Source organism: Pantoea sp. X-Soil-ISGK-421 (genome assembly GCF_059730785.1).
Genome location: NZ_AP035979.1, coordinates 2383387 through 2405330 on the forward strand (window position 1 = coordinate 2383387; position 21944 = coordinate 2405330).

The window sequence follows — 21944 nt, forward strand, 5'->3', positions numbered from 1 at the left end:
GGATCCCTATGACAACGTTATGGCAAGCGAGCCAGCAACTGCTCGCCGGGCAAATCAGCCCTGAAACGCTGACGCAGGATGCGCTGAGCGCTATTGCGGCGGAAGCCGGTGAAGGCAAGCGCGTATTCACTCGCGTGTACGCCGCGGGTGCCCAGCAGCAGGCTGCACAAGCCAACATGCGCTGGCAACAGCAACAGCCGCGTAGCGCGATTGATGGCCTGCCCATTAGCATCAAAGATCTGTTTGATGTCGCTGGAGAAGTGACACTGGCCGGTTCGCGTTTACTCAGCAACGCCAGCGAAGCCACGGCGAATGCCAGTATGGTTGATCGGCTGCTGCAGGCCGGTGCCACCATCGTGGGCAAAACCAATATGACAGAGTTCGCTTTCACTGGCCTCGGCATCAATCCGCATTACGGCACGCCCGCCAATCCCTGGCAGCGGGCGCAGCAGCGCATTCCCGGCGGATCGTCCTCGGGTGCGGCGGTCGCGGTGAGTGATGGCATGTGCCTGGCGGCGGTGGGCACCGATACCGGTGGCTCGGTGCGCATTCCAGCGGCATTGTGCGGCTTAACCGGTTTTAAACCGAGCGCCAGCCGTATCAACCAACGCGGAACGTTACCGCTGGCGGCCTCGCTCGACAGCATCGGCGTGATTGCTCACGACGTACAGAGCTGCTGGCTGCTCGACAGTGTGATTGCCGATCGGCCGCTGGAGAGGGATGCGCGCAATTTGTCTGATGCACATTTCGTTTTCCCACAAACGCGGGTGCTGGATGGGCTTGACGCACACGTCAGCGCCGCATGGGAGCGCGCGCTCGAACTGCTGCGCGCGCAGGGCGTGAAAATCACCGAGCTGCCGCTGCAGGAGCTGGCCGAACTTGAAACCCTCAACGCGCGCGGCGGTATTACCGCGTGGGAAGCCTGGCAATGGCATCAGCATTACGCCCAATCCCAGCCTGAAGCCTACGATCCGCAGGTTTTGACGCGCATTAAACGCGGCAGCCTGCTGAATGCCGACGATGCCGCCGCGCTGTATCAGCTGCGCGCCGACTGGAAAACGCGAGTGGAAGCAGCAGTGGCGCCTTTCGACGGCATATTGATGCCAACAGTGCCGCTGATTGCCCCCACGCTCGCCGAGCTTGAGGATCCTGCGCGCTATATGCAGGTCAACCTGTTGATGCTGCGCAACACCAGCGTGATCAACATGCTGGATGGCTGTGCAATTTCTCTGCCTTGTCATCAGCCTGGCGCTGCGCCGGTTGGCCTGATGCTCTCTTCCACCCATGGCAACGATGCTGCATTACTCAGCTGGGCTGCCGCGATTGAAACCACCCTGAAACGGAGTAGCTGAACATGACTCAATCCCACGGCATGCTGTTTGTCGCCACCAATATCGATGCTGCAGATGAAGCGGATTTCAACCAATGGTATGACCACGAGCACGTAGAAGAGCGCGTGGCGATCAGCGGATTTCTCAGCGGCACGCGTTATCAAGCGGTGGATGCTGAACGCAAATACCTCGGCCTGTATGAAACCGCATCGCTGGAAGCCTTCACCAGTGCGGATTATCACGCCGCCTTCACACGCCAGACAGAATGGTCGGTGAAAAATCTCAACAAAATGGTCAACCCGATGCGCCGCGTCTGCGCCATCTCCCATCAGCATGGCCAGGGAACCGGCAGCCAGCTGGCGGTACTGACCTTAAAAACCGGTACAGATGTTGCATCGCTGGGCGACTGGCAAAGCCGCGTGCAGCAAAAACCGGGCTATATCGCCTCACGTTTGCTGACGCCTGACACCACGCTGAGTTCGCCGCTGCCACGGGAAACCCGCGCGACGCGACCGATGCATCCGATGCTGCTGCTGTTCTGCCGTGATGCGCAGGTGTGTAAAACCCTCGCCGCGGATGCCGCGCAGGCACTCAACGCGGACGTTCAGCTTTACTCCCTCAGCTGGCAGTTAACCAAACAGGAGATGGCTCATGGCTAATACCGATTCAACGTTGCCGCACGCTTCAGGCGCGCGCGCCAGCCACACCAAAACCGGTCGCCTCGCGGCGGCCAGCTCGATCGGCACCGCGTTGGAATGGTATGACTTCACGGTCTATAACATCATGGCGGCGCTGGTATTCAACCACGTATTTTTCCCCAGCTTTGATCCGCTGGTCGGTACCATTCTGGCATTTTCCACCTATGCGGTGGGTTACATTTCCCGTCCGGTCGGCGGCTTTATTTTTGGTCATCTGGGCGATGTCGCCGGGCGTAAAGCCGTGCTTATCACCACGCTGGTGATTATGGGTGTCACCACCGCGTTGATGGGCTTGCTGCCGGGCTATGCGGCGTGGGGCATCTGGAGCCCGGTATTATTGGTGGCCTTGCGCTTTATTCAGGGCATTGCGCTCGGCGGTGAATGGGCCGGTGCGGTATTGCTGTCAATGGAGCACGGCGATGCGAACAAACGCGGCCGTAACGCCTCGTTTGCCCAAGTGGGTCCATCATGCGGCACGTTGATTGGCACCGGATTTATCACGCTGGTGACGGTGGCATTAAGCGGTGAGCAGTTCCAGGCGTGGGGATGGCGCATTCCGTTCCTGCTGAGTCTGCTGCTGGTGATGTTTGGTTTATGGCTGCGTCGCGGCGTGGAAGAGACACCAACGTTTGTAGCGATGCAACAGGCGGAGAAAACCACGCATACCCCGCTGAAAGAAGTGTTTGTGCGTTATCCGCGTGAGCTGCTGATTGCCGGCGGTTCACGTATCGGCTCAGACGTGTTGTATGCGCTGGTGGTGGTTTTCACCCTCACCTATGTCACCACGGTGCTGCAGTTACCGCGTCCGCTGGCGTTGATGGCTACCATGCTGGGTGCCATCGGCAATGCGATTACGGTTCCGATGTTTGGCGCGCTCTCCGATAAGCTCGGTCGTCGCCCGGTCTACATCGCCGGTGCGCTGCTGGCCATCGTCTGGTCGTTTGTGTTCTTTGTGCTGCTGGATAGCTCACAGCCGACCCTGATCGTACTGGCAGTGATTGGCGGGCTGTTGATTCATGCGGTGATGTACGGACCGCAGGCGGCATTTGTCACCGAGCAGTTCCCCAGCCACGTGCGCTACGCTGGATCGTCGCTGGCTTACACGCTGGCGGGCATTATCGGCGGTGGCTTTGCGCCATTGATTATTACATCACTGTATAAAGAGATGGGCAGCACGCTGTGGGTGTCGGGGTATGTCAGCCTGGCGTTACTGATCACGCTGTTTGCGCTGTGGAAAGCGAAAGAGACCGCGCACCACCCGCTTTAATCAGCATGATGTTGGTGTTTGGCGAGGGATTGCCAGACTTTAGCAGAGGAGAACAACAAGGCGCGGCACGCGCGACCCAGTTAGTGCAGTTTTTTAGCCAGAATACGAATGGCTTTCTCGCAGGCGACTTTCGTCTTGCTGTCGGTGGAACGCAAACTCAGGCGATACAACGCGCCAATAAGTTCCTGAACGGTAAGCGCCTCATCAGGACGAAGAATGCGTGTCACCACCCTTCCCACCAATGCGCGAATATCTTCCGTAATGTCTGAATCTTCGTCTTTCACTCGCCCTCCGGCTTTACGCTTCGCTTATTTAGGAAGTATCCACCTCCTAATTAGCCAAATTTTAGTCCAGCAGCTTCATTACTAACTTGATGGTCTCGGGTTCGTCTGCTACATCCGTGATCTTGCCCACAACGCGCATGCCAAAGGCGATGCACAGAATCAACCCCGCCGCTGTTTCGGTATCCAGACTCTGCGTCACCGATCCATCTTCCTGGCCAAGTCGCAGCAACGAGGCGAGAAAGTTTTTATTGCGGATTACCGCTTCACTCACCAACTGCGATAGATCGTCATCCAGCACCTGCAACTCTACTGCGCTGCCCACCACCAAACAGCCGGTGCGGCCTTCCACTGCCCGCGCCGAATCGAGGTAAAACTGCAGCAGCTCGCTGAGCTTCTCGCGGCCGGTAGTGAACTGCGCCAGACGCTGGCGCAAGTCGGCATTGCGCACCGAAAGATAGCGTTCAAACACCAGCAGAAACAGGTTGCGCTTATCTTTGAATGCTTTGTAAATGCTGCCCGCTGTCAGCCCCATCGCTTCGCCCAAATCGTTCAATGAAGCAGCATGAAAACCCTTTTGGCGAAAAACAATCATGGCTTTGTCCAGAGCCTGTTCGATATCGAACTCTCTCGGGCGGCCTCGATCTCTGTTTTTCGATTCTGCGGTTGGCGGTTTGCTCATGGCTGACACATCGATTAATGCAGGTTTCCAGAAGTTGACTAAAAAATATTTCGTTGGTCACTATAGCCTAACTGGTGAGAGCCTGTATAGCCTTCCTCGGATAACCCCTTAAATTGTATAGTTTTTAATGCTGTTAGCTGCACATTTAACCTGCAAATTTAACCTGATAGCAAATTTATGAGTTAGCTCACACGCCAGCGAAGCAAAGCGCAAATCCTGTGCCAGGATTAATGCAGCGGTTGGCATTCGGCCAACCCTAATGATCCTTCAGTAACCGGTAACGACTAAATAGGGAGATCGACATGAACGAAGATCGTATTAGCGGCAACTGGAAGCAGTTCAAGGGAAAAGTGAAGGAAAAATGGGGCGACCTGACTGATGATGATATGACCGTGGTTGAAGGCAAACGCGATCAACTCGTCGGTAAAATTCAGGAGCGCTACGGTTATGAAAAAGACCGTGCGGAGAAAGAAGTGAAAGAGTGGGAAGATTCGAATAAGTACCACTGGTAACCCTGCAGTTCTGCCGGACACCCTTTGTCCGGCATTCACTGATTAATGCTGAGTGGAATCATCCGCCCCGCTGTTTTTAGCCATAAAGCTCATCATGTTCTCTTCTGAGGCCTCAACGTTACCGGCTGTGCTGTCACGCTTCACCACCTCTAATGCCACTCTGGCGACCCGAATGTCGTCCGCCGAGCCACCCGCATAAATCATCTTCTCTAATTGCGCAATCAAGGTGGTGTGCGAAATGGCCGCGTCTGCATCAAATAATTCAATCACTGCATCACCAATCATGATGTCGCATAACTGTTTGTCATTACTGTTTTTCATGGGCTCTCTGTCACCGTCTAAACCAACCCTGGCCGGAGGATCCTGATTGCGCAGAGCATACCCAATGAGTAAAAAACGTCAAATATAAAAAAGCGTCGATACAATCGAAAAATACATCATAAGGAATGGCTTGCGGCGCGAGGAACACGCCGCAAAGTGGTTGTAATACAGCACAGGTAAACACCGCATCCAATCACCGCACATTCCGTAGCGACGCGATTTATCGCGCATTGGATTGCGCCGCTACACTGCGAGCGTTCAGTAATTTGGGTTTTCATCTCTTACTGACAAGCATTACGCTAAAGGTGCTTGTGATTAACCGCCTACCCGCGCCTGTAATGCTGCGGGATAGCGTTCACCGATCACCTTGATGGTTTCCAATGCCTGCGTCAGTTTGAGTAACTCGGCAGAGGAGAGCGCGAGGTCAGCGGCGCCGAGATTTTCTTCCAGACGATGCAGCTTGGTGGTGCCTGGAATCGGCACAATCCACGGCGCCTGCGCCAGCAGCCAGGCCAGCGCGATTTGCGCCGACGTCACGCCTTTCTCCGCCGCTAGCTGCGCCACTAAGGTTACCAGTTGTTCATTGGCGGCCAGCGCTTCGGCGGCAAAGCGTGGCACTTTGCTGCGGAAATCATCCTCGCCAAAGGTCGCTCCCGATTTAATTGCACCGGTTAAAAAGCCTTTACCTAACGGGCTAAACGGCACGAAACCAATACCCAATTCGTTTAGCAGCGGCAGAATTTCCTGTTCCGGTTCACGCCACCACATTGAGTATTCGCTTTGCAGCGCCGTGACCGGTTGCACGGCATGCGCACGCCGAATGGTGTTAGCGCCCGCTTCCGATAAACCGAAATGTTTGACCTTGCCTTCATTAATCAGATCCTTAACCGTGCCGGCAACCTCTTCAATTGGCACATTCGGATCGACGCGATGCTGATACAACAGATCAATCACATCGGTTTTCAGCCGACGCAGCGAGCCTTCAACGGCTGCACGAATATGCTCCGGTCGGCTATTGAGGATCTGCTGCTTATTGTCATCGCCAAAGGTAAAGCCAAATTTGGTGGCGATAACCACTTTGTCACGGTAAGGCTGCAAAGCCGCGCCGACCACTTCTTCATTCAGATACGGCCCATACACTTCAGCGGTGTCGAAAAAAGTGACTCCGCGCTCTACCGCTGCGTGAATTAACGTCATGGCCTGCTGGGTATCAGTTGCCGGACCGTAGCCATGACTTAGCCCCATGCATCCCAGACCAAGCGCTGAAACTTCTAATCCGGCATTTCCCAGATAACGTTTTTGCATTGATTTGTCCCTCAGATTTGCGTCGGTCATGATTAAACGTCGAGTTTACGGCCTGTCAGCCACTCCACCATCGCCGGATCGCGGTGCGAGAAGAAGGCGCTGGTCGCGCTATCCAGCGCGGTGATTTGCAGCATTTCTGCATCGCTCAATTCAAAGTCCAGCACATTGATGTTTTCTGCCATACGCGCTTTGCGTACCGATTTGGCCAGCGAAACAATGCCGCGCTGGAAGATCCAGCGCAGCACTACCTGACCGACGCTTTTGCCATATTTCTCGCCAATCGCCGTCAGGACAGGATGCTGGAACAAGCCGTTTCTGCCTTCAGCAAACGGTGCCCAGGCTTCAGGTTGAATGTTGCGGCTCTTCATCCACGGCACCGCATGCAGTTGCTGATTGAAGGGGTTAACTTCAACCTGATTCACCGCCGGCACCACTTTATTAAACGCGATGAGATCGGCCAGACGATCGGGCTGGAAGTTACTGACGCCAATGGCTTTGATTTTGCCTGTTGCCTGCAGCTCTTCCATGGCACGCCAGGCGCCATGCACATCGCCGTAAGGTTGGTGAATCAAGTAGAGATCGACATAGTCCATCTGCAGGCGATTAAGCGAACGCTCAAACTGCGCTTTAGCGCCCTCGTAGCTGGTGTCCTGCAGCCACAGCTTGGTGGTGACAAACAGCGCGTCACGTGCCACCCCACTCTGCTTAATGGCATTACCAACCTGAGTTTCATTTTGATATGAGGCGGCGGTATCAATCAGCCGATAGCCGGTTTCGATGGCATCAATCACTGCGCGCTCACACTCAGCGGCATCGGTCATCTGAAACACACCAAAGCCCAGCAGCGGCATCTCGAGACCGTTATTCAGTTTTACAGTTTGCATGGCGTTATCCTTTCGTTAGTTTCCGAAAGCATAACGCCTGAGGATTGTTTTGATTAGACCCGGTAATTAGCTAGGGTTTATTAACTCAATTCATGAATTAATCCCCCCTGCTGGCCGGCTACTGCAGATTCTTCTGTTGGAAAAATGCGCTAACCTGGTCGGCGATTTGCACATTATTCAGATCGGAGAATGGGAAGTGCGTATTTCCTTTAATGCCAATCTCCGGCAGATGGATCACTTGCACATCGCCACCGTGTTTATTGACCACATCTCGCCACTGGCGCGCCATCGCCAGCCTTACCCGCCAACTGTCCTGCGCTGGCATGCTGCTCGCTTTATCCGGAATGTTGTCGCCATAGAAAATCAGAATCGGAATTTTGGTCAGCGCCATGAACTTGTCCAGCGCCACCGGCTCGCCTTTTAGCGTATCGAACGCGCTGGGCATCGGTGCCGGCAATTCGTTTTCGGGAAACACAAAGCCGCTGCCCGGTTCAAAGGCGACAATGGCTTTAACCTTGCTGTTTTTCATCGCGGTATACCAGCCAGGCCCGCCGCCCTGTGAATGGGTAAACAGAATGGCGGGACCGCTTTTGTCGATAACGGCGGACATCGCATCGGAGATGACGTTGACGTCAAACGGCCCGGTATTGGGCGTCATTTGGCGGAAATATTGGTTCAGCGCGTCTTTATCCTGAGAGAACTGTACGCCTTTAAAGAAGGTGGGCCATACGCCAAGGCGGAATTGGTTAAACCACATCTGTTCATCCGGTTTCGGCGTGACAGTGGTTGCTACCGTGCTACGACCAGCCGCACCCCGGCGCGGTTGATCAACCAGATAGGTGGCAAATCCGCGACGCAGGAAAATATTTTGAAAACCTTCGCGCCCATCCGGGGTACTTTCCCAGGTGCGCGAGAACTGTCCGGCACCATGCAGCATCACGATGGGATATTTATGCGGATGTTGCGGAATCTGATAAAACACCGCCGCGTGGTCGCCATGATAGGTTTGGCCCGCTGCATCCAGCGGTTTTTTGGCATCAAATTGTCCCGGCGCTGTCACCACCGTACCGCCCGCAGCGAAGCTGCCTTGTGCCTGAATCACTAACGGTTCGGCGTGGCTGGTAGCGATAAACCCCGCCACCAGCAAACCTACACCCCAGATTTTTACCGATCTCTTCACACGCTTTCCCTCTTTTATGTTTGTGTATTAGCTGTCAACCGTCGCTAACCATTGGGTGACGGTCTCGGTGGTTCTTCTCTCCTGATCGCACTCCAGCACCAGCGGTTTTTCTCGTTGCGCCGCCGCGGCCAGCGTAGCGAGAATCGCTTCACTGTCGCCGATGCCGTAACCACCGTGGGTAATAAACGGAATGATGCGTTTATTACGGCAATCATGGCTGCTGAGAAACGATTGCACCACCGGCGGCACCGTGGTGCCCCAAACCGGAAAGCCCAGATAAATCGTCTGGTAGCGTTCAAAGTCCGCAACGCTGTTTTTTAACGCCGGTTTCACCTGCCGATCGCGCTGATTTTTCGCCAGCTCAACCGTTTGAAAATAGTCATCGGGATAGGCCACTGCCGGTTCAATTGCAAAAATATCGCTGTTGAGTTGACGATGAATAACACCTGCCAGTACCCGCGTATTGCCACTGCGGGAGAAATACACCACCAGCGTCGCGCGGTTATTTTGCCCAGGCACGGTGTTAGCCAACGCCGGCTTAAGCACGGCAGCGGAAAACGCCGCGCCCGCCAGCGCGCTGAGTAGTACTCTGCGGTTAGCATCATGCGCATCTGACATGACTTCGCTCCTCTGACATGAAATCTATGGCGTATCTTGCGCCGCGTGCAGTGCGGCTTCCGCGCGCGCAGCGGCCTGCTCTTCCCCGCTGGCACGTAAAATTTGCACCAGATGCTGCAGCTGCCCGCGCGTCAACCCTACCCGCAAACTGGCACGGGTATGCGATAGCAGCTGCGCTTCAATACCCGGCGTGGCGGCTAAGGCACCTACCGTCGCCAGTTCGCGGCTTTGCCAGTCAAGGTTGTCACGGGCAAAAATATCGCCAAACAGGTGGCTTTGCAGGAACTGGTTGATCACCGGCGCAAAATCAAACAGCGGTCCTTGTACTGGCGCGCCAGAAATTTTGGTTTGGTTAGCGGTGCCGAGCTGACGCAGCGCATCCCCCACCGGAATGGGCTGCACAGGCTCTTTGCCCGGTTGATCCTTAATGCCGCGCTGCTTACGCGCTTCTGTCACTTTCATCAACGCGCTCAGCGCATTGAGACTGCGCGGAAATCCGGTATAGGCATACAGCTGCACCAGAATTTCTTTGGCTTCACTGACCGTCAAGCCAGCATCCAGCCCCTGATTCAGCGCGGCATCCAGTTTTTCCATATTGCTGGTTGCCATAAATACCGCCATCAGAGGAATGGCTTGTTGTCGTGCGGAGAGGGTTTCGGACTGATTCGATGACTCGTTCATTGCAGGTGTTACTCCCTGGTGAGTTGCAGCATAGGTAGTCAGGTTACCGGCAAAAAGCATGAGTAGGGCGAAGGTGAAGGACTTAATCGGCACGGTATTGTTCATCAGTCACTTTCTCCAGCCAGGTCACACTTTTGCCATCCACTCTGCCGGTCACCGCAAGGTGCGTCATGGCACTGTTGGCACTCGCGCCGTGCCAGTGCTTGACGCCCGGCGGGCACGACACCACATCGCCAACGCGAATAGTGCGCACCGGCTGCCCCTCCTGCTGGGTTAACCCTACGCCGGAGGTGACAATCAGGCGCTGTCCGGCGGGATGGGTGTGCCAGGCCGATCGCGCACCCGGTTCGAAGGTGACATAAGCAGCCGAAGCATTGATCTGTTCATCCGCCACAAACAGCGGATCAACGCGTACCTGGCCGGTAAAATTTTGCGCCGGACCCGAAAGTGCCGGTTGGCTGCCGGCCGGTGTAATCTTTACTACCGGCTCGGCAGCAAAAGATGAGAAAGCAAGGGGCAGCAATAGCCCCAGAAAGCCCGATTTTGCTGTCATGCAATGCGTCCTTTATTTATTGAACGTGGATGCTGCGAGGCATCGATTCTAACGAGGCGCAGATGTCGTCATGCTGACGGGTTGCTGACAATGTTGTCAGTTTTGATCGCTGCGACATCGCGAGCGGCAGCTGACAGCGATTTACGTTCAGGCGTTAAGGCAAAGGTCAGCCCAAAGGTATTCATTCCACCTTCACTGCGCGCGAACACATCACCGCGATGCATGATGGCGACCGCGCGCACAATCGATAACCCCAGCCCGTGATGGGTGGTACTTTTGGCGCGCGCAGAATCAACCCGGTAAAAACGTTCAAACAGTCGATGCAGATGTTCGGGCGCGATGGCGGCGCCGGGATTTGTGACCGCAACCACTGCCTGACCGGCGTTTTCACTGAAGTTAACGCTAATGGTGCTGTGCGGTGCCGCATGTCGCGCACTGTTCTCCAGCAGATTCGCCAGCGAACGGTGGAATAAGCGACGGTCGATATGCACCCACACGTCGCCGTCGATCTGCAATTTCAACTGTTTTTCGGCGAATGAGGGTTCAACATATTCGGCGGTTTTCACTGTCTCGGCGCGCAGGGAAACGCGCGTCAGCTGTGAAGCATGTTCCCCGGCATGCGCATGCGACAGGAAGAGCATGTCGTTGACGATAGAGGTCATGCGTTCCAGCTCTTCGAGGTTGGAACCGAGTAGATCCTCCAACTCCGCCGGCGAGCGGCGGCGCGCCAGCCCGAGCTGCGTCTGACCAATCAAATTGGTGAGCGGCGTGCGCAATTCATGTGCGACATCAGCATTGAAACTCTCCAGCTGCCGCCAGGCAATCGCCTGCCGCTCTAGCACACCATTAAAGGCAGCAGCCAGCGGCTGCAGCTCATCCGGTAACCTGCAGGTGTCCAGTCGCTGAGTATGATCGCCCGGTGCCAGCTGATGCGCCTGCTGGCTCAGTGCACCAACCGGACGCAAACCAATACGGGATACGGCATAGCCCAGTAGCGCCACGATAAATACGCCGATGGACGAAACGATCAGTAAGGTACGCGTGAAAGCATCAAGCGTACCCATATAGGGCGTTGAGTCGATGGCCACCACGTAGCGCAACGCGGGTCGCTCACCGCGAGCCGCAAGGGTTTTGACCAGCAAGAACAGTGAGCAGGCGGCATCCGTTGCGCCTGGCACTTTATTAAACCCTTCCTGCAAGGAAGCCCAATTCACGCCCAACGGCGGCGCGCCACCGAGGCTAAAACGCGCATCATCGCTCAAAATCCAGTAACGCACGCGTTCGCCTTCGGCGCTGGTTAAATCGGTAAATTTACGGGCCAACGTCGCCCAGCCATCGTCTGAGGTGCGCGCCGTGATCCACGGACTCATTAAGGATTCCCGAAACAGCAGTTCGTTATGCATCTGCTTTTGCAACGAGTCATGCAGTGAAGCGCGCAGAAGCAAGCCGATGGTCGAAACGATCAGCACAATACTCAGCACGAACATCAGTGCGAGACGTATGGAAATGGAACGTTTAATCATGGTGAGGCTCCCGCACTTCCAGCACGTAACCCATGCCGCGCACAGTGTGCAGCAGCTTAATCGTAAAAGGTGCATCAATCTTGGCGCGTAACCGTTTGATGGCCACCTCAACCACGTTAGCATCGCTGTCGAAATTCATGTCCCACACCTGCTCGGCGATCATCATCTTCGACAATATTTCCCCCTGATGCCGCGCCAGCAGGCTGAGCAGTGCGAACTCTTTAGCCGTCAGCTCAAGCCGAATACCGTGGCGAAACACCCGACGGGCCAGCAGATCGAGATGCAAATCATGGATTTGCAGTTGCGTGATGTCGGCACCATCGCTGATGCGACGGCGCACCAGCGCCTGAATGCGCGCCACCAGCTCAATTAGCGAAAAGGGTTTGGGCAGATAATCATCCGCCCCCAGGCGCAGCCCTTTTACCCGCTCATCCACCGAGCCGCGCGCCGAGAGCATCAGCACCGGCGTCTGTTTACTGCTACGAATCCCTTCAAGCACGCGGTAACCGTCAATGCCTGGCAGCATCACATCAAGAATCACCGCGTCATAATCGAACTCCAGCGCAAAGTGCAGGCCTTCTGCGCCGTCAGCTGAGACATCAACGGTAAAACCCGATTCACCCAACGCCCGGCTCAGGTAAGTGGAGGTCTTCTCTTCGTCTTCAACCAACAATAAGCGCATCGCGGGGCTTCCTTATGTCAACCTTTAAACGGTATTTTGCCGGCAGCTCACCAACAGTAAGCTGACAATTTGCTGACAGCGCTGTCAGCCAACGCCCCGGTGAAACTGACAGGGTTGTTATCTTGTGGTCATGATGCTGACAGCCCGGGCGCCTTAAGCTCACCCGACGATATCACTCTCGCGAGCCCACTTTGCAGGCCGCGACTTTTCTCCGGGAGCGAAGATGAAACTCACTGCTATCCATGCCCTGCTGATCGCGGCAATGTCCGTAAGCGTTCAGGCCGCTAACCACCAGCAGAACCCTTTCACGCTGGTTTATCACGGCGCCATCACGCAAAACGTAGCGGGCAAAGTCAACATCCATCCGGTGAAGTATGATTTGCACGGGCTACAAATTGCCGCCAACGTCTATACGCCCGCCAATTACGACCCGGCGAAGCACTATCCGGCCATCGTGGTCGCTCATCCTAACGGCGGTGTGAAAGAGCAAGTTGCCGGCCTCTACGCGCAGCGTCTTGCCGAGCACGGTTACATCACCATCACTGCCGATGCCGCCTATCAAGGTGCCAGTGGCGGCATGCCGCGCAGCGTAGATAAACCGGCTAACCGTATCGAAGATATTCACGGCATGGCGGATTACCTTAGTCGCTATCCCGGCGTTGATGCGAAACGCATCGGTTTACTGGGTATCTGCGGTGGCGGCGGTTATGCCCTCAAAGCCGCGCAGACCGATAAACGTTTTAAAGCGTTGGCCACACTGAGCATGTTTGATTCCGGCCTGGTGCGACGTAACGGCTATCAGGATTCACAGCTCGCGACGATTCAGGATCGCCTGCGGGCAGCAACCGAGGCACGCAGTAAAGAAGCCACCACCGGTGAAGTCACCTATTCCGGCGATGCCAATCTGACAGATGAGCAGATTGCTAAACTGCCGTTCGATCTCTATCGCCAGGGCTACGAGTACTATTGGAAAACCCATGCACATCCAAATTCAACCTTCCGCTACACCACCAGCAGCCTGCTGGATTTGATGCGCTTTGACGCTCAAAGCAACATGGACCTGATTAATCAGCCGGTGCTGATGATGGCGGGCAGCAAAGCGGATTCGCTCTACATGACGCAAAGTGCGTTTAGTAAAGCCACCGGCACCACCAACAAAAAGCTGTATCTGATTGAAGGCGCAACGCATATCGAGACGTACTGGGTACCGCGTTATGTCGATCAGGCGATGGGCCAGCTCGATCCGTTCTTCGACCAAAACATTTAACCGTGAGATTTTACCGTGGCGGCGCTGAGCGCCATCACCGCGCTTGCCACGGTAAACAGCGCGATAATCCACGCCATGGTCCAGGGCGTGCCATCGCTGAGTAGCGCCAGCAACAACGATGAAATAATGCCGCTGCCATATTGCAGCGAGCCGATGAGCGCTGAGGCGGAACCCGCCATATTGGGCACGGTATCCATGGCGGCGGCCGTGGAGGTTGCGGCGATAATGCCGTTCATCGAGAAGAACACAAACACCGGTAGAATAATCATCAGGATGCCACCGAAGGCCAGTTTGGCGCTCAGCGCCACTATTAACGCGGCGAAGGTGGCCGTGATCACCGCTACTTTGAGCAGGGATTCCAGCGGATAGCGGTGCACCAAACGTCGGTTCACCATGCTGACCGCCATCAAACCCACCACGTTCACCGCAAACAGCCAGCCATAATGTTGCGCATCGATGCCGAAATAAGAGATATAGACGAAAGGCGAGCCGGTAATGAAGGCGTAAGCCGCCACGTAGTAGAACGCCACGCACAGCGTAAAGCGCATGAAATGGCGATTTTTCAGCAGAGCAAGATAGTTGCTAAACGCACCGGCTAGCGACGCTTTTATCCGCTTGTCTGCCGGTAAGGTTTCGGGCAACCAGCACATCAAAATAAGCATCACGCCGCCGATAACCGCCAGCAGCCAGAAGACGGCGTGCCAGGATGTCACGCGGATCATCTGACCGCCCAGCAGCGGCCCGGCAATCGGTGCAATCGCCATAACCACCATCAGCGTGGAGAGCATCTGCGCAGCGCGGGTGCGGGCAAAGAGATCGCGGATCATCGCGCGCGCCAGCATCGGCCCAGTACAGGCACCCAGCGCCTGAAACACCCGCCAGAACACAATCTGCGTGATATCGCTGGAAAGGGCACAGCCGACAGAGCCGATCACAAACAGCACCAATCCGATAAACAGCGGCACTTTGCGGCCAAAATGGTCGCTGATCGGTCCCCAGATGAGCTGGGCAATACAGAAGCCGATGAGAAATCCGGTAATGGTGAGTTCCGCATCGCCGTGCAGCTCGCGCGCCATAATCGGCATGGCGGGCAGATAGATATCGGTGGATAACGAGGTGATCGCCATCAACGCACTGAGAATGAGGATAAACGGCAAACCGCTCGATTTGACGGTGAAGGATTGAGAACGCGTTGAGGCGTGATCCATGTTGAATTCCAGAGAGATCGAATACGGTCATAGTAGCGGAAGGGATGGTGAAGATAATGGCCTGAAAGAGGATTGGCTCTATGAATAGGATTCATTAATTAGCGGTCGCCATGAATGGCGACCCTACGATGTTGTAGGGTGCGCATTCATGCGCACCTGGGTGAATCGTATCAGGAACCCAACGTCAACTTCCTTTGCGGATGCGACGCGGGCAACCGGCTCTCTTTGCCGAAAATCTTCTCGCGCAGCGTGCCGTCTTTATAGGCCTTTTGCGCCAGACCGCGCTTCTGCAACACCGGCACCACGTGCTCGACCCATTCATCCCACCAGCCGAGCGTGGTGACCGGCACCACGTTAAAGCCATCAACACCGGCATCTGCAAATTGCTGCACGCGATCGGCAATCTGCTCGGGTGTACCGGCAAAACGGCCCGGCAGCAACGCGTGCTGGATCAGGTATTCACGCCACGTCAGCACGCGGCCCTGGCCGTAATCCGCATCTACCGCAATACGGAATTTGGAGCGCATATGCTGGCTGAACTCCTCGCGACGGCTGAGCTCAGTCAGCGGCGTGTCGGGATCGATATTGGCCAGATCGATGCCGGAACCGCCGCTGTAGAACCCTTGCAGCGCGTTGATATCGATATTGTCGAACAGATATTGCTGCTTACGTTTCGCCTCCTCTTCCGTCGACCCGATTACGGTGGAGAGCATCACCAGCTTCTTCAAATCCTCCGGCTGGCGCCCAAAATCCACCACATCCTGATTGAGAATGGCGATATCTTTACGCGCGGTGTCCGGCGTTTGTGACGGCAGGAAAGTGACCTCGGCATTGCGGGCGGCAAAGCGGCGGCCGGCATCCGAGTTCCCCGCCTGGAAGAATACCGGGCTGCGCTGCGGCGACGGCTCTACAATGTGCGGCCCTTCTACCCGATAGCGCTTACCGACGTGATTAATCTTGTGGATTTTATCGGCATCAAAGAAGCGATTGGTGGCGGGATCGTGCAGCACCGCGCCCTCTTCCCATGACAGTTCCCACAGTTTGTACGCCACATCGAGGTACTCCTGCGCCCATTCGTAGCGCTCGTCGTGCGGCACAATGTCCTGATAACCGTAATTGCGGAAACCGTTGGAGAGATACGAGGTGACGATGTTCCAGCCAATGCGGCCGCGGGTGAACTCATCCAACGAGGAGATCTGGCGCGCAAACGAGAACGGATGCGCCTGAATCACGTTGCTGGTCACCACCAGTCCCAGATTCTCCGTGGCCAGTCCCAGCGCCGAGAGAATGGTGATCGGATCGGGCTCAGGGAACTGCGTACCGGCGCTGATGGTGGTTTTGCCATCGCCATATTCAATGTCATACACGCCCACCACATCGGCGATGAACAAAGTATCAAACAGCCCTTTTTCGAGGGTTTTCACCGTTTTCACATAGGCATCAAGCTGGTTGTAGTTGTACTGCACCTGACCTTCCGGCGTGCGCCAGTAACCGTGGCTGTGATGATTGGGGGTGAGATGCAAAAATCCGTTATAAATCAGTTCGCGTGACATGTTCGCTCCAATAGCAAAGTTAGGCAGTTTCCAGCGCGGCCAGGCGTGGCAACGCGGCAAGTAACGTTTGGGTATAGGGGTGGCGCGGGCGGTAGAACACCTCATCGGCGGTGCCCTGCTCAACCGCCTGGCCGTTTTGCATCACCAGCACGCGATCGCTCATGTGATGGATAACGCCAAGGTCGTGCGAGATAAACAGGTAGCTGACGCCAAGCTGCGCCTGCAGATCGCTAAGCAGATCAAGAATTTGCGCCTGAATAGTGACATCCAGCGCCGAGACGGCTTCATCAAGCACAATTATTTGCGGATGGGTGGCGATGGCGCGGGCAATCGCCACGCGCTGGCGCTGGCCGCCCGACATGCGCGCCGGCCATTGATTGAGATGTTCCGCGCCAAGTCCGACCGATTGCAGCAGGCTAATGGCGCGCTCTCGCGGTGTCTGCGTAGGCGCATGCCGATCCAGCGCAATCGCATCCAGCAGGAGATCGGCCACCCGCCAGCGTGGATCGAACGAGGAAAGCGGATCCTGATACACCACGGCAATCTGGCGGCGGATCGCGCGTTGATGGGCAGCGGACGCCCGGCTCCACGGCTGACCAGCAAATAGCACCTCGCCACTGTCCGGTGATTCCAGCGCCAGCGCGATACGTGACAAGGTGGTTTTACCCGAACCGGACTCGCCGACAATCCCCAGCGTTTCGCCGCGTTTCAAGGTAAAGGAAACGTCATCAACGGCGCTGTGCCCACGAAAACGCTTCACAATATGCCGCGCTTCCAGCAGCACTTCCGTTGATTTCGCCGCCGCTGGCGCAGGTTCACCGGACGCGTTCCCGGAAAGCCGTTGTCCTTTGGTGTGCTCGCTGGGAATCGCGTTGATCAATCCTTGGGTGTAAGGATGTTTCGGTTGCTGCAGCACCTGTTGTGCCGTGCCCGCTTCTACAATTACGCCACCCTGCATTACCAGAATCTGATCGGCAATTTTCGCCACCACCGCCAGATCGTGGCTAATCAGAATCACGCTGGTGCCGCGATCCAGCATCTGCCGCAACACCTCCAGCACCTGCGCCTGTACCGTCACATCCAGCGCGGTGGTCGGCTCATCGGCGATCAGCACATCCGGATGCAGCGCAATTGCCGAGGCAATCAATGCGCGCTGGCGCAGGCCGCCAGATAACTCGCCCGGTCGCTGGCGGGCGCGATAGGCCGCCTGTGGCACGCCGACTTCTTCTAGCAGCGCATGCACTTTCTGCTGGCGGCTGGCCGCGTTACCCCAGCCATGCAGCGCCAGCGCTTCAGCGATCTCTTTTCCTACCGGACGCAGTGGATCGAGCGACACCAGCGCATCCTGCAAAATGAACCCCACTTTGCTGCCGCGTACGCGTCGCCACCAGCCGTCGCTGCGCCCGAGCAGCGTCTCGCCGTGCAGGCTCAGCGTTTCAGCCTGTACGTGTAATCCGTCACCGGCTAATCCCACCAGCGAACGGGCGGTCACGCTTTTTCCCGATCCCGATTCGCCCACCAGCGCCAGACATTGGCCGCGAGGCAGCGTAAAGCTGACATTTTTCACAATATGGCGTGGTTGCCCACTTTCGCTGCTGGCCCAGATATTCAGGCCGCACACATCAATTACATTGCTGCTCATTAGCGCTTCTCTCCTTCTGCTCGCTGCTGGAGGTAGCGGCCAATTTGCGTAAACGACAGCGCCACCAACACAATTGCAATACCCGGCAGCACTTCCAGCCACCATGCAACGGTGACGTTAATTTTTCCCGCTTCAAGCAGCGCGCCCCACTCCGGCGACGGCGGCACCACGCCTAATCCAAGAAACGACAGACCCGACGCCCACACCACCGATTGCCCGATACCTAACGCCACCAGCGAGAACAGCGGCCGGAACACGTTGGGCGCGATGTGCTGGGTAAACAGCCGCTGCCACGGATGACCCAGCGCGCGCGCCGCTTCGACATAACCGGATTGCTTCACCTGCAACGCCTGCGCGCGCACCAGCCGCGCATAGCCCGGCGCGGTACCAATGCCGACCGAGATCAGCAAACTGCTGGCGGACGGCCCGAGTAAGGCAACAAACAGCAGCGCTAGCAGCAAGGTGGGAAACGCCAGCAGGATTTCCAGCAGGCGATTGACCGGTTCCGCCAGCCAGCGCGGCCCGAGCGCGGCGCTAAAGCCGAGTACAATCGCACCCAACAGCGCGATCGCCATCGCACCGATACCAATCAGCAACGACTGACGCGTGCCCCAGATAATGCGGCTGTACAGATCGCGTCCGATGTCATCGGTGCCGAGCCAGTTGGTCCACGATGGCGCTTGCAGGGCGCGATAGAGATCGGTGCTGAAGGGATCGTGGGTCGCCAGTACGCCAGGCGCGATCGCCGCGATAATAAAGAACAGCGCCACAATGCCGGAGAGCAGCACCGAAAGTGGCCATTGCCAGCGGGCGCGCGTTGCTTGCGGACCGGCGTACTCCGTGAGATGAGTTGTCATGCGCGACCTCGCAGGCGGGGATCGACGATCAGATAAATCAGGTCAACCACCAGGTTAATAACGATGTAGAGGAAACTAATCAGAATCACGATGCCGGAAACCAAGGCAAAGTCCTTGTTGCTCACGGCATTGACCAGCACATTGCCGAGCCCCGGTCGGGCGAACACCGCTTCTACCAACACCGCGCCGGACAGCAAATTGCCCATCGCCCAGCCGCTCAGCGTGATGGCGGGAATCAAGGCATGGCGTAACACATGGCGCAGTCGCACACCGGCTAAACTCATGCCGCGCGCCCGCGCCGACAGCACAAACGGCTGCTGCATACTGCGTTCGAATTCTCCGCGAATCGCGTGACCAAGAAAGCCGGCCAGCGGAATCGCCAGCGTGATGGCGGGCAGCACAGTGCCGAGTACGCTGGTGCCGCCGACCACCGGGAACCAGCGCAGGCCGATGGCGAAAACGATCAACAGCAGAATGCCAATCCAGTACTGCGGCAATCCGGCCATGATGGTTTCCACCGCCGAGCCAAACGCCGCCAGACGACGATTGCGCCCGGCGGTAAGCAGCGTCCAGGGAATGGCGATGATCCACGCCAGCAGCAGAGCGGCTATCGCCAGCGTAAAGGTCGGCAGCAGCTGCTCGGCGATGATGTGCACCACCGGGCGCTGCAACTCAAATGAGAAGCCAAAATCAGCGTGCAGCAGCTGCCAGAGGTAGTGCAGATACTGTTCGGCGATCGGCTTATCGAAACCGTATTGCGCATTGATGGGCGCCAGTTCTGCCGGCGTGCGTTCAATCACCTGCCCCGACGTGATGTTCAGCAGGATGGTGGCGCGATCGCCGGGCAGCACCGACAACACCAAAAAGGTCACGGTGATGCTGCCCCACAATACAAACAGCGCGGAGGCGAGGCGGACGCAGCCGCAGCGTAACAGCGTCACGCTGCGGCTGCGCGGTGCGGCCCGCGCCTCAACCCGGCTGGCGCGGCTCTGCGGCGCGGACGTTAATTCACTCATGGCTTCTCCTGCACGAAGTACGCATCGTTAAAGTTCAGCAATCCATTGCCCTGATCCTGCCAAAGCCCGCGGATGTTATGGGCGATGGCGATGTTGTAGGTGAAGTTGTAGCCGCCGATGGCAATCGCCTGATCGTCAAACCACTTTTGCAGCACGTCGAACTTCTGCTGGCGCCGCTGGGGATCGGGCTCGCGCTGTGCATCAAGGATTTGCGCTTCCACTTCGGGATGATTGAAAAAGCTGGTGTTGTTGCCGTTGAAGGCGCCGTTCAGCGCGTGGTTGTAGACGATGTCGAGGATGTTGGGCGACGGCCACACCCAGTAACCAAAGCTGATTTCTTTGTCCGCCGGACGCGAACGCGCCCCGGCAAAACCTTCGGTTTGCGTCAGCGGGATCAGTTCCAGCTTGATGCCGACGCGTTTGACCTGATCCTGCACCGCCTGCAGCATCAGCGCGCCTTCCTGGTCGATAATCGCCTGGATAAACGGCAAGCGCGCATCCAGCGTTTTGCCGTCTTTAGTGCGATAGCCTTGCGCATCACGCCCGGTCCAGCCCGCGTCATCCAGCAACTGATTGGCTTTGGCGATATTGAGTGAATAGCGGTCATCAACATTGAGATAAAGCGGCGTACTTTTACTCAGCGAACCGTTGCCCTCATACGGCACCGCGCCTTTGAACACGGTTTTGACGATCTGCTTGCGATCCAGCGCGTAAGCAAACGCCTGGCGTACTCGCTGGTCGGTAAACGGCCCGCGCTGCACGTTAAAGGAGAACGCCTGCGGCCGCCCGGTGGCGACATAAGAAAGCGTTTGATAGTGCTGTTGCAGCGCCTGCCACTGCGCCGACGGCGGTTGATAAATGACATCCGCACCGCCGCTGACCAGCGCGCCCCAGCGCGTGGTAGCATCCGGTACGAACTTCCACTCCAGATGCTTAATATACGCCGGGCCGTTGTGGTGCGCGTTTGGCGGTGCCCAGCGATAATCGTCGTTGCGCACAAAGCTGATGCCATCGCCGCGTACCCAACGCGCCACTTTCCACGGTCCGGTGCCGACCGGGCGTAAGCACTTCTGCTCGCTGCTGTTATGCGCCAGCGAATCGGGTGACTGAAATCCGTAATGACCATTTGCCAGCACGTTATAGATTTCAGGATTCGGCTCCGATAAATGCAGCGCCACGGTATATTCATCGACCTTGGTAAATCCCGTCATATAAGTAAAACCGTGCCAGCCTATGCCTTTTTGCCACGCCGGATAATTAGCAATAACCGCATCGGCATTAAACATATCGCCATCGGTAAATTTAACGTCGTGACGTAAATGAAAAGTAATGGTTTTACGATCGGCGGATTCACGCCAGCTGGCAGCCAGCCACGGACGAATCTGTCCGTTGTCATAACTCACCAGATAATCAAAAACCTGACGCGATAAATAGGCTTGCTGCACCCAGCCGCCCCACAAGCACGGCGGTTCCTGTTCATGCAGATAAACCAGTGTGCCGTCGCTATAACGGGGCGACGCGGTTTGCGCGCTGACGCTTAAGGGCAACGCACAACCTATTGTCGCCAATATCGGTATAAATAACCGCTGAAGAGGCTGATATTTCATTTCGCTACATTTCCCCGGCTAAAGGCCAATAACAGATTTCGCGTGAATCTATTCCGCTTGAAATTATATTTTCTGGAAATTAATGGGTAATTTTCGGAGTAGCGTTTGAATAGAGCACAGATATAAAGCGCGGCAAATAACAATTGTGGCAGTCAATATGCAGAACTGAATTATTTGTTCCATATAGTGAAATAACCGCTGATTAGTTATTTGACGAAATAGCTTACGCAGAAAAAGCATTAAATCGCGCCCAATGGCGATGACATAGTAATGAAC

The 21944-nt window shown here is 56.4% G+C and carries 22 protein-coding genes; 5 read left to right on the top strand and 17 right to left on the bottom strand.

From position 1 onward, the window contains the following. Positions 1-8 precede the first annotated feature (8 nt). The 3 genes from AC6I8K_RS11130 to AC6I8K_RS11140 are packed head-to-tail and all read left to right on the top strand — an operon-like array spanning position 9 to position 3296. Positions 9-1352 (top strand): amidase, encoded by a 1344-nt coding sequence (locus AC6I8K_RS11130; RefSeq protein ID WP_497826721.1) that lies wholly within the window; start codon positions 9-11, stop codon positions 1350-1352. Positions 1353-1354: 2 nt separating this feature from the next. Further along, entirely contained in the window at positions 1355-1990 is a 636-nt protein-coding gene (locus AC6I8K_RS11135) for a hypothetical protein (RefSeq protein WP_497826722.1), read from the top strand. Further along, on the top strand, positions 1983-3296 hold the full coding sequence (locus AC6I8K_RS11140) for an MFS transporter (RefSeq protein ID WP_064738981.1): 1314 nt from the start codon (positions 1983-1985) through the stop codon (positions 3294-3296). Before AC6I8K_RS11135 ends, AC6I8K_RS11140 begins: the two co-directional genes overlap by 8 nt. An 80-nt stretch (positions 3297-3376) precedes the next feature. Here AC6I8K_RS11140 and AC6I8K_RS11145 read toward each other — a convergent pair whose 3' ends face one another. Beyond that, on the bottom strand, positions 3377-3580 hold the full coding sequence (locus tag AC6I8K_RS11145) for a hypothetical protein (RefSeq protein WP_064738982.1): 204 nt from the start codon (positions 3578-3580) through the stop codon (positions 3377-3379). Between the two features lie 61 nt (positions 3581-3641). Then, entirely contained in the window at positions 3642-4259 is a 618-nt protein-coding gene (locus AC6I8K_RS11150; RefSeq protein ID WP_483817602.1) for a TetR/AcrR family transcriptional regulator, read from the bottom strand. Between the two features lie 302 nt (positions 4260-4561). On the opposite strand from AC6I8K_RS11150, the gene AC6I8K_RS11155 reads away from it, so the two are divergent. Continuing rightward, on the top strand, positions 4562-4771 hold the full coding sequence (locus tag AC6I8K_RS11155) for a CsbD family protein (protein WP_064738984.1): 210 nt from the start codon (positions 4562-4564) through the stop codon (positions 4769-4771). Between the two features lie 42 nt (positions 4772-4813). Here the strand turns inward: AC6I8K_RS11155 and AC6I8K_RS11160 are convergent, their stop codons facing one another. The 9 genes from AC6I8K_RS11160 to AC6I8K_RS11200 form a co-directional block, all read right to left on the bottom strand. After that, the gene (locus AC6I8K_RS11160; protein ID WP_483817603.1) at positions 4814-5092 is read right to left on the bottom strand and encodes a hypothetical protein; all 279 of its coding nucleotides are present in this window, start codon (positions 5090-5092) and stop codon (positions 4814-4816) included. Positions 5093-5407: 315 nt separating this feature from the next. Further along, positions 5408-6397, bottom strand: coding sequence for an aldo/keto reductase (locus tag AC6I8K_RS11165; RefSeq protein WP_497826723.1), 990 nt, complete (start codon positions 6395-6397; stop codon positions 5408-5410). 32 nt (positions 6398-6429) lie between these two features. Continuing rightward, the gene (locus AC6I8K_RS11170; RefSeq protein WP_483817605.1) at positions 6430-7281 is read right to left on the bottom strand and encodes an aldo/keto reductase; all 852 of its coding nucleotides are present in this window, start codon (positions 7279-7281) and stop codon (positions 6430-6432) included. 118 nt (positions 7282-7399) lie between these two features. Next, complete coding sequence (locus AC6I8K_RS11175; RefSeq protein WP_497827243.1) at positions 7400-8443, bottom strand: alpha/beta hydrolase; 1044 nt, start codon at positions 8441-8443, stop codon at positions 7400-7402. Positions 8444-8488: 45 nt separating this feature from the next. After that, entirely contained in the window at positions 8489-9079 is a 591-nt protein-coding gene (locus AC6I8K_RS11180; RefSeq protein ID WP_497826724.1) for a flavodoxin, read from the bottom strand. Positions 9080-9103: 24 nt separating this feature from the next. Beyond that, entirely contained in the window at positions 9104-9865 is a 762-nt protein-coding gene (locus AC6I8K_RS11185) for a carboxymuconolactone decarboxylase family protein (RefSeq protein WP_497826725.1), read from the bottom strand. Beyond that, positions 9843-10313 (bottom strand): (R)-mandelonitrile lyase, encoded by a 471-nt coding sequence (locus tag AC6I8K_RS11190; protein WP_497826726.1) that lies wholly within the window; start codon positions 10311-10313, stop codon positions 9843-9845. The genes AC6I8K_RS11185 and AC6I8K_RS11190 overlap by 23 nt, the downstream gene beginning before the upstream one ends. A gap of 68 nt (positions 10314-10381) precedes the next feature. Further along, positions 10382-11836 carry a heavy metal sensor histidine kinase gene (locus AC6I8K_RS11195; protein WP_497826727.1) on the bottom strand — a complete coding sequence of 485 codons (1455 nt, stop codon included), beginning with the start codon at positions 11834-11836 and terminating at the stop codon, positions 10382-10384. After that, positions 11829-12518, bottom strand: a complete 690-nt coding sequence (locus AC6I8K_RS11200) for a heavy metal response regulator transcription factor (protein ID WP_064738993.1) — start codon at positions 12516-12518, stop codon at positions 11829-11831. The genes AC6I8K_RS11195 and AC6I8K_RS11200 overlap by 8 nt, the downstream gene beginning before the upstream one ends. A 223-nt stretch (positions 12519-12741) precedes the next feature. Between AC6I8K_RS11200 and AC6I8K_RS11205 the strand changes: the two genes are divergently transcribed. Beyond that, the gene (locus tag AC6I8K_RS11205) at positions 12742-13785 is read left to right on the top strand and encodes an alpha/beta hydrolase (protein ID WP_483817610.1); all 1044 of its coding nucleotides are present in this window, start codon (positions 12742-12744) and stop codon (positions 13783-13785) included. Here the strand turns inward: AC6I8K_RS11205 and AC6I8K_RS11210 are convergent. The 6 genes from AC6I8K_RS11210 to AC6I8K_RS11235 all read right to left on the bottom strand — a co-directional run bounded on the left by AC6I8K_RS11210 (position 13782) and on the right by AC6I8K_RS11235 (position 21668). Then, on the bottom strand, positions 13782-14993 hold the full coding sequence (locus AC6I8K_RS11210; protein ID WP_483817611.1) for a multidrug effflux MFS transporter: 1212 nt from the start codon (positions 14991-14993) through the stop codon (positions 13782-13784). The two genes, AC6I8K_RS11205 and AC6I8K_RS11210, sit on opposite strands and share 4 nt — an antisense overlap. Before the next feature lie 170 nt (positions 14994-15163). Then, the gene (locus AC6I8K_RS11215) at positions 15164-16546 is read right to left on the bottom strand and encodes an NtaA/DmoA family FMN-dependent monooxygenase (protein WP_483817612.1); all 1383 of its coding nucleotides are present in this window, start codon (positions 16544-16546) and stop codon (positions 15164-15166) included. A 19-nt stretch (positions 16547-16565) separates the two neighbouring features. Beyond that, a complete protein-coding gene (locus AC6I8K_RS11220; RefSeq protein WP_497826728.1) occupies positions 16566-18188 on the bottom strand; it encodes a dipeptide ABC transporter ATP-binding protein in 1623 nt (540 codons plus the stop codon). Next, positions 18188-19045, bottom strand: coding sequence for an ABC transporter permease (locus AC6I8K_RS11225; RefSeq protein ID WP_497826729.1), 858 nt, complete (start codon positions 19043-19045; stop codon positions 18188-18190). Before AC6I8K_RS11225 ends, AC6I8K_RS11220 begins: the two co-directional genes overlap by 1 nt. Further along, positions 19042-20061, bottom strand: coding sequence for an ABC transporter permease (locus AC6I8K_RS11230; protein ID WP_497826730.1), 1020 nt, complete (start codon positions 20059-20061; stop codon positions 19042-19044). Before AC6I8K_RS11230 ends, AC6I8K_RS11225 begins: the two co-directional genes overlap by 4 nt. After that, positions 20058-21668, bottom strand: a complete 1611-nt coding sequence (locus AC6I8K_RS11235; RefSeq protein ID WP_497826731.1) for an ABC transporter substrate-binding protein — start codon at positions 21666-21668, stop codon at positions 20058-20060. The genes AC6I8K_RS11230 and AC6I8K_RS11235 overlap by 4 nt, the downstream gene beginning before the upstream one ends. Positions 21669-21944 lie beyond the last annotated feature (276 nt).

What these genes read in the sequence shown, in the direction of transcription:
- AC6I8K_RS11130 (WP_497826721.1), top strand. Translation starts at nt 9, where the DNA reads ATGACAACGTTATGGCAAGCGAGCCAGCAACTGCTCGCCGGGCAAATC.
- AC6I8K_RS11135 (WP_497826722.1), top strand. Translation starts at nt 1,355, where the DNA reads ATGACTCAATCCCACGGCATGCTGTTTGTCGCCACCAATATCGATGCT.
- AC6I8K_RS11140 (WP_064738981.1), top strand. Translation starts at nt 1,983, where the DNA reads ATGGCTAATACCGATTCAACGTTGCCGCACGCTTCAGGCGCGCGCGCC.
- AC6I8K_RS11150 (WP_483817602.1), bottom strand. Translation starts at nt 4,259, where the DNA reads ATGAGCAAACCGCCAACCGCAGAATCGAAAAACAGAGATCGAGGCCGC.
- AC6I8K_RS11155 (WP_064738984.1), top strand. Translation starts at nt 4,562, where the DNA reads ATGAACGAAGATCGTATTAGCGGCAACTGGAAGCAGTTCAAGGGAAAA.
- AC6I8K_RS11160 (WP_483817603.1), bottom strand. Translation starts at nt 5,092, where the DNA reads ATGAAAAACAGTAATGACAAACAGTTATGCGACATCATGATTGGTGAT.
- AC6I8K_RS11165 (WP_497826723.1), bottom strand. Translation starts at nt 6,397, where the DNA reads ATGCAAAAACGTTATCTGGGAAATGCCGGATTAGAAGTTTCAGCGCTT.
- AC6I8K_RS11170 (WP_483817605.1), bottom strand. Translation starts at nt 7,281, where the DNA reads ATGCAAACTGTAAAACTGAATAACGGTCTCGAGATGCCGCTGCTGGGC.
- AC6I8K_RS11180 (WP_497826724.1), bottom strand. Translation starts at nt 9,079, where the DNA reads ATGTCAGATGCGCATGATGCTAACCGCAGAGTACTACTCAGCGCGCTG.
- AC6I8K_RS11185 (WP_497826725.1), bottom strand. Translation starts at nt 9,865, where the DNA reads ATGAACAATACCGTGCCGATTAAGTCCTTCACCTTCGCCCTACTCATG.
- AC6I8K_RS11190 (WP_497826726.1), bottom strand. Translation starts at nt 10,313, where the DNA reads ATGACAGCAAAATCGGGCTTTCTGGGGCTATTGCTGCCCCTTGCTTTC.
- AC6I8K_RS11195 (WP_497826727.1), bottom strand. Translation starts at nt 11,836, where the DNA reads ATGATTAAACGTTCCATTTCCATACGTCTCGCACTGATGTTCGTGCTG.
- AC6I8K_RS11200 (WP_064738993.1), bottom strand. Translation starts at nt 12,518, where the DNA reads ATGCGCTTATTGTTGGTTGAAGACGAAGAGAAGACCTCCACTTACCTG.
- AC6I8K_RS11205 (WP_483817610.1), top strand. Translation starts at nt 12,742, where the DNA reads ATGAAACTCACTGCTATCCATGCCCTGCTGATCGCGGCAATGTCCGTA.
- AC6I8K_RS11210 (WP_483817611.1), bottom strand. Translation starts at nt 14,993, where the DNA reads ATGGATCACGCCTCAACGCGTTCTCAATCCTTCACCGTCAAATCGAGC.
- AC6I8K_RS11215 (WP_483817612.1), bottom strand. Translation starts at nt 16,546, where the DNA reads ATGTCACGCGAACTGATTTATAACGGATTTTTGCATCTCACCCCCAAT.
- AC6I8K_RS11220 (WP_497826728.1), bottom strand. Translation starts at nt 18,188, where the DNA reads ATGAGCAGCAATGTAATTGATGTGTGCGGCCTGAATATCTGGGCCAGC.
- AC6I8K_RS11225 (WP_497826729.1), bottom strand. Translation starts at nt 19,045, where the DNA reads ATGACAACTCATCTCACGGAGTACGCCGGTCCGCAAGCAACGCGCGCC.
- AC6I8K_RS11230 (WP_497826730.1), bottom strand. Translation starts at nt 20,061, where the DNA reads ATGAGTGAATTAACGTCCGCGCCGCAGAGCCGCGCCAGCCGGGTTGAG.
- AC6I8K_RS11235 (WP_497826731.1), bottom strand. Translation starts at nt 21,668, where the DNA reads ATGAAATATCAGCCTCTTCAGCGGTTATTTATACCGATATTGGCGACA.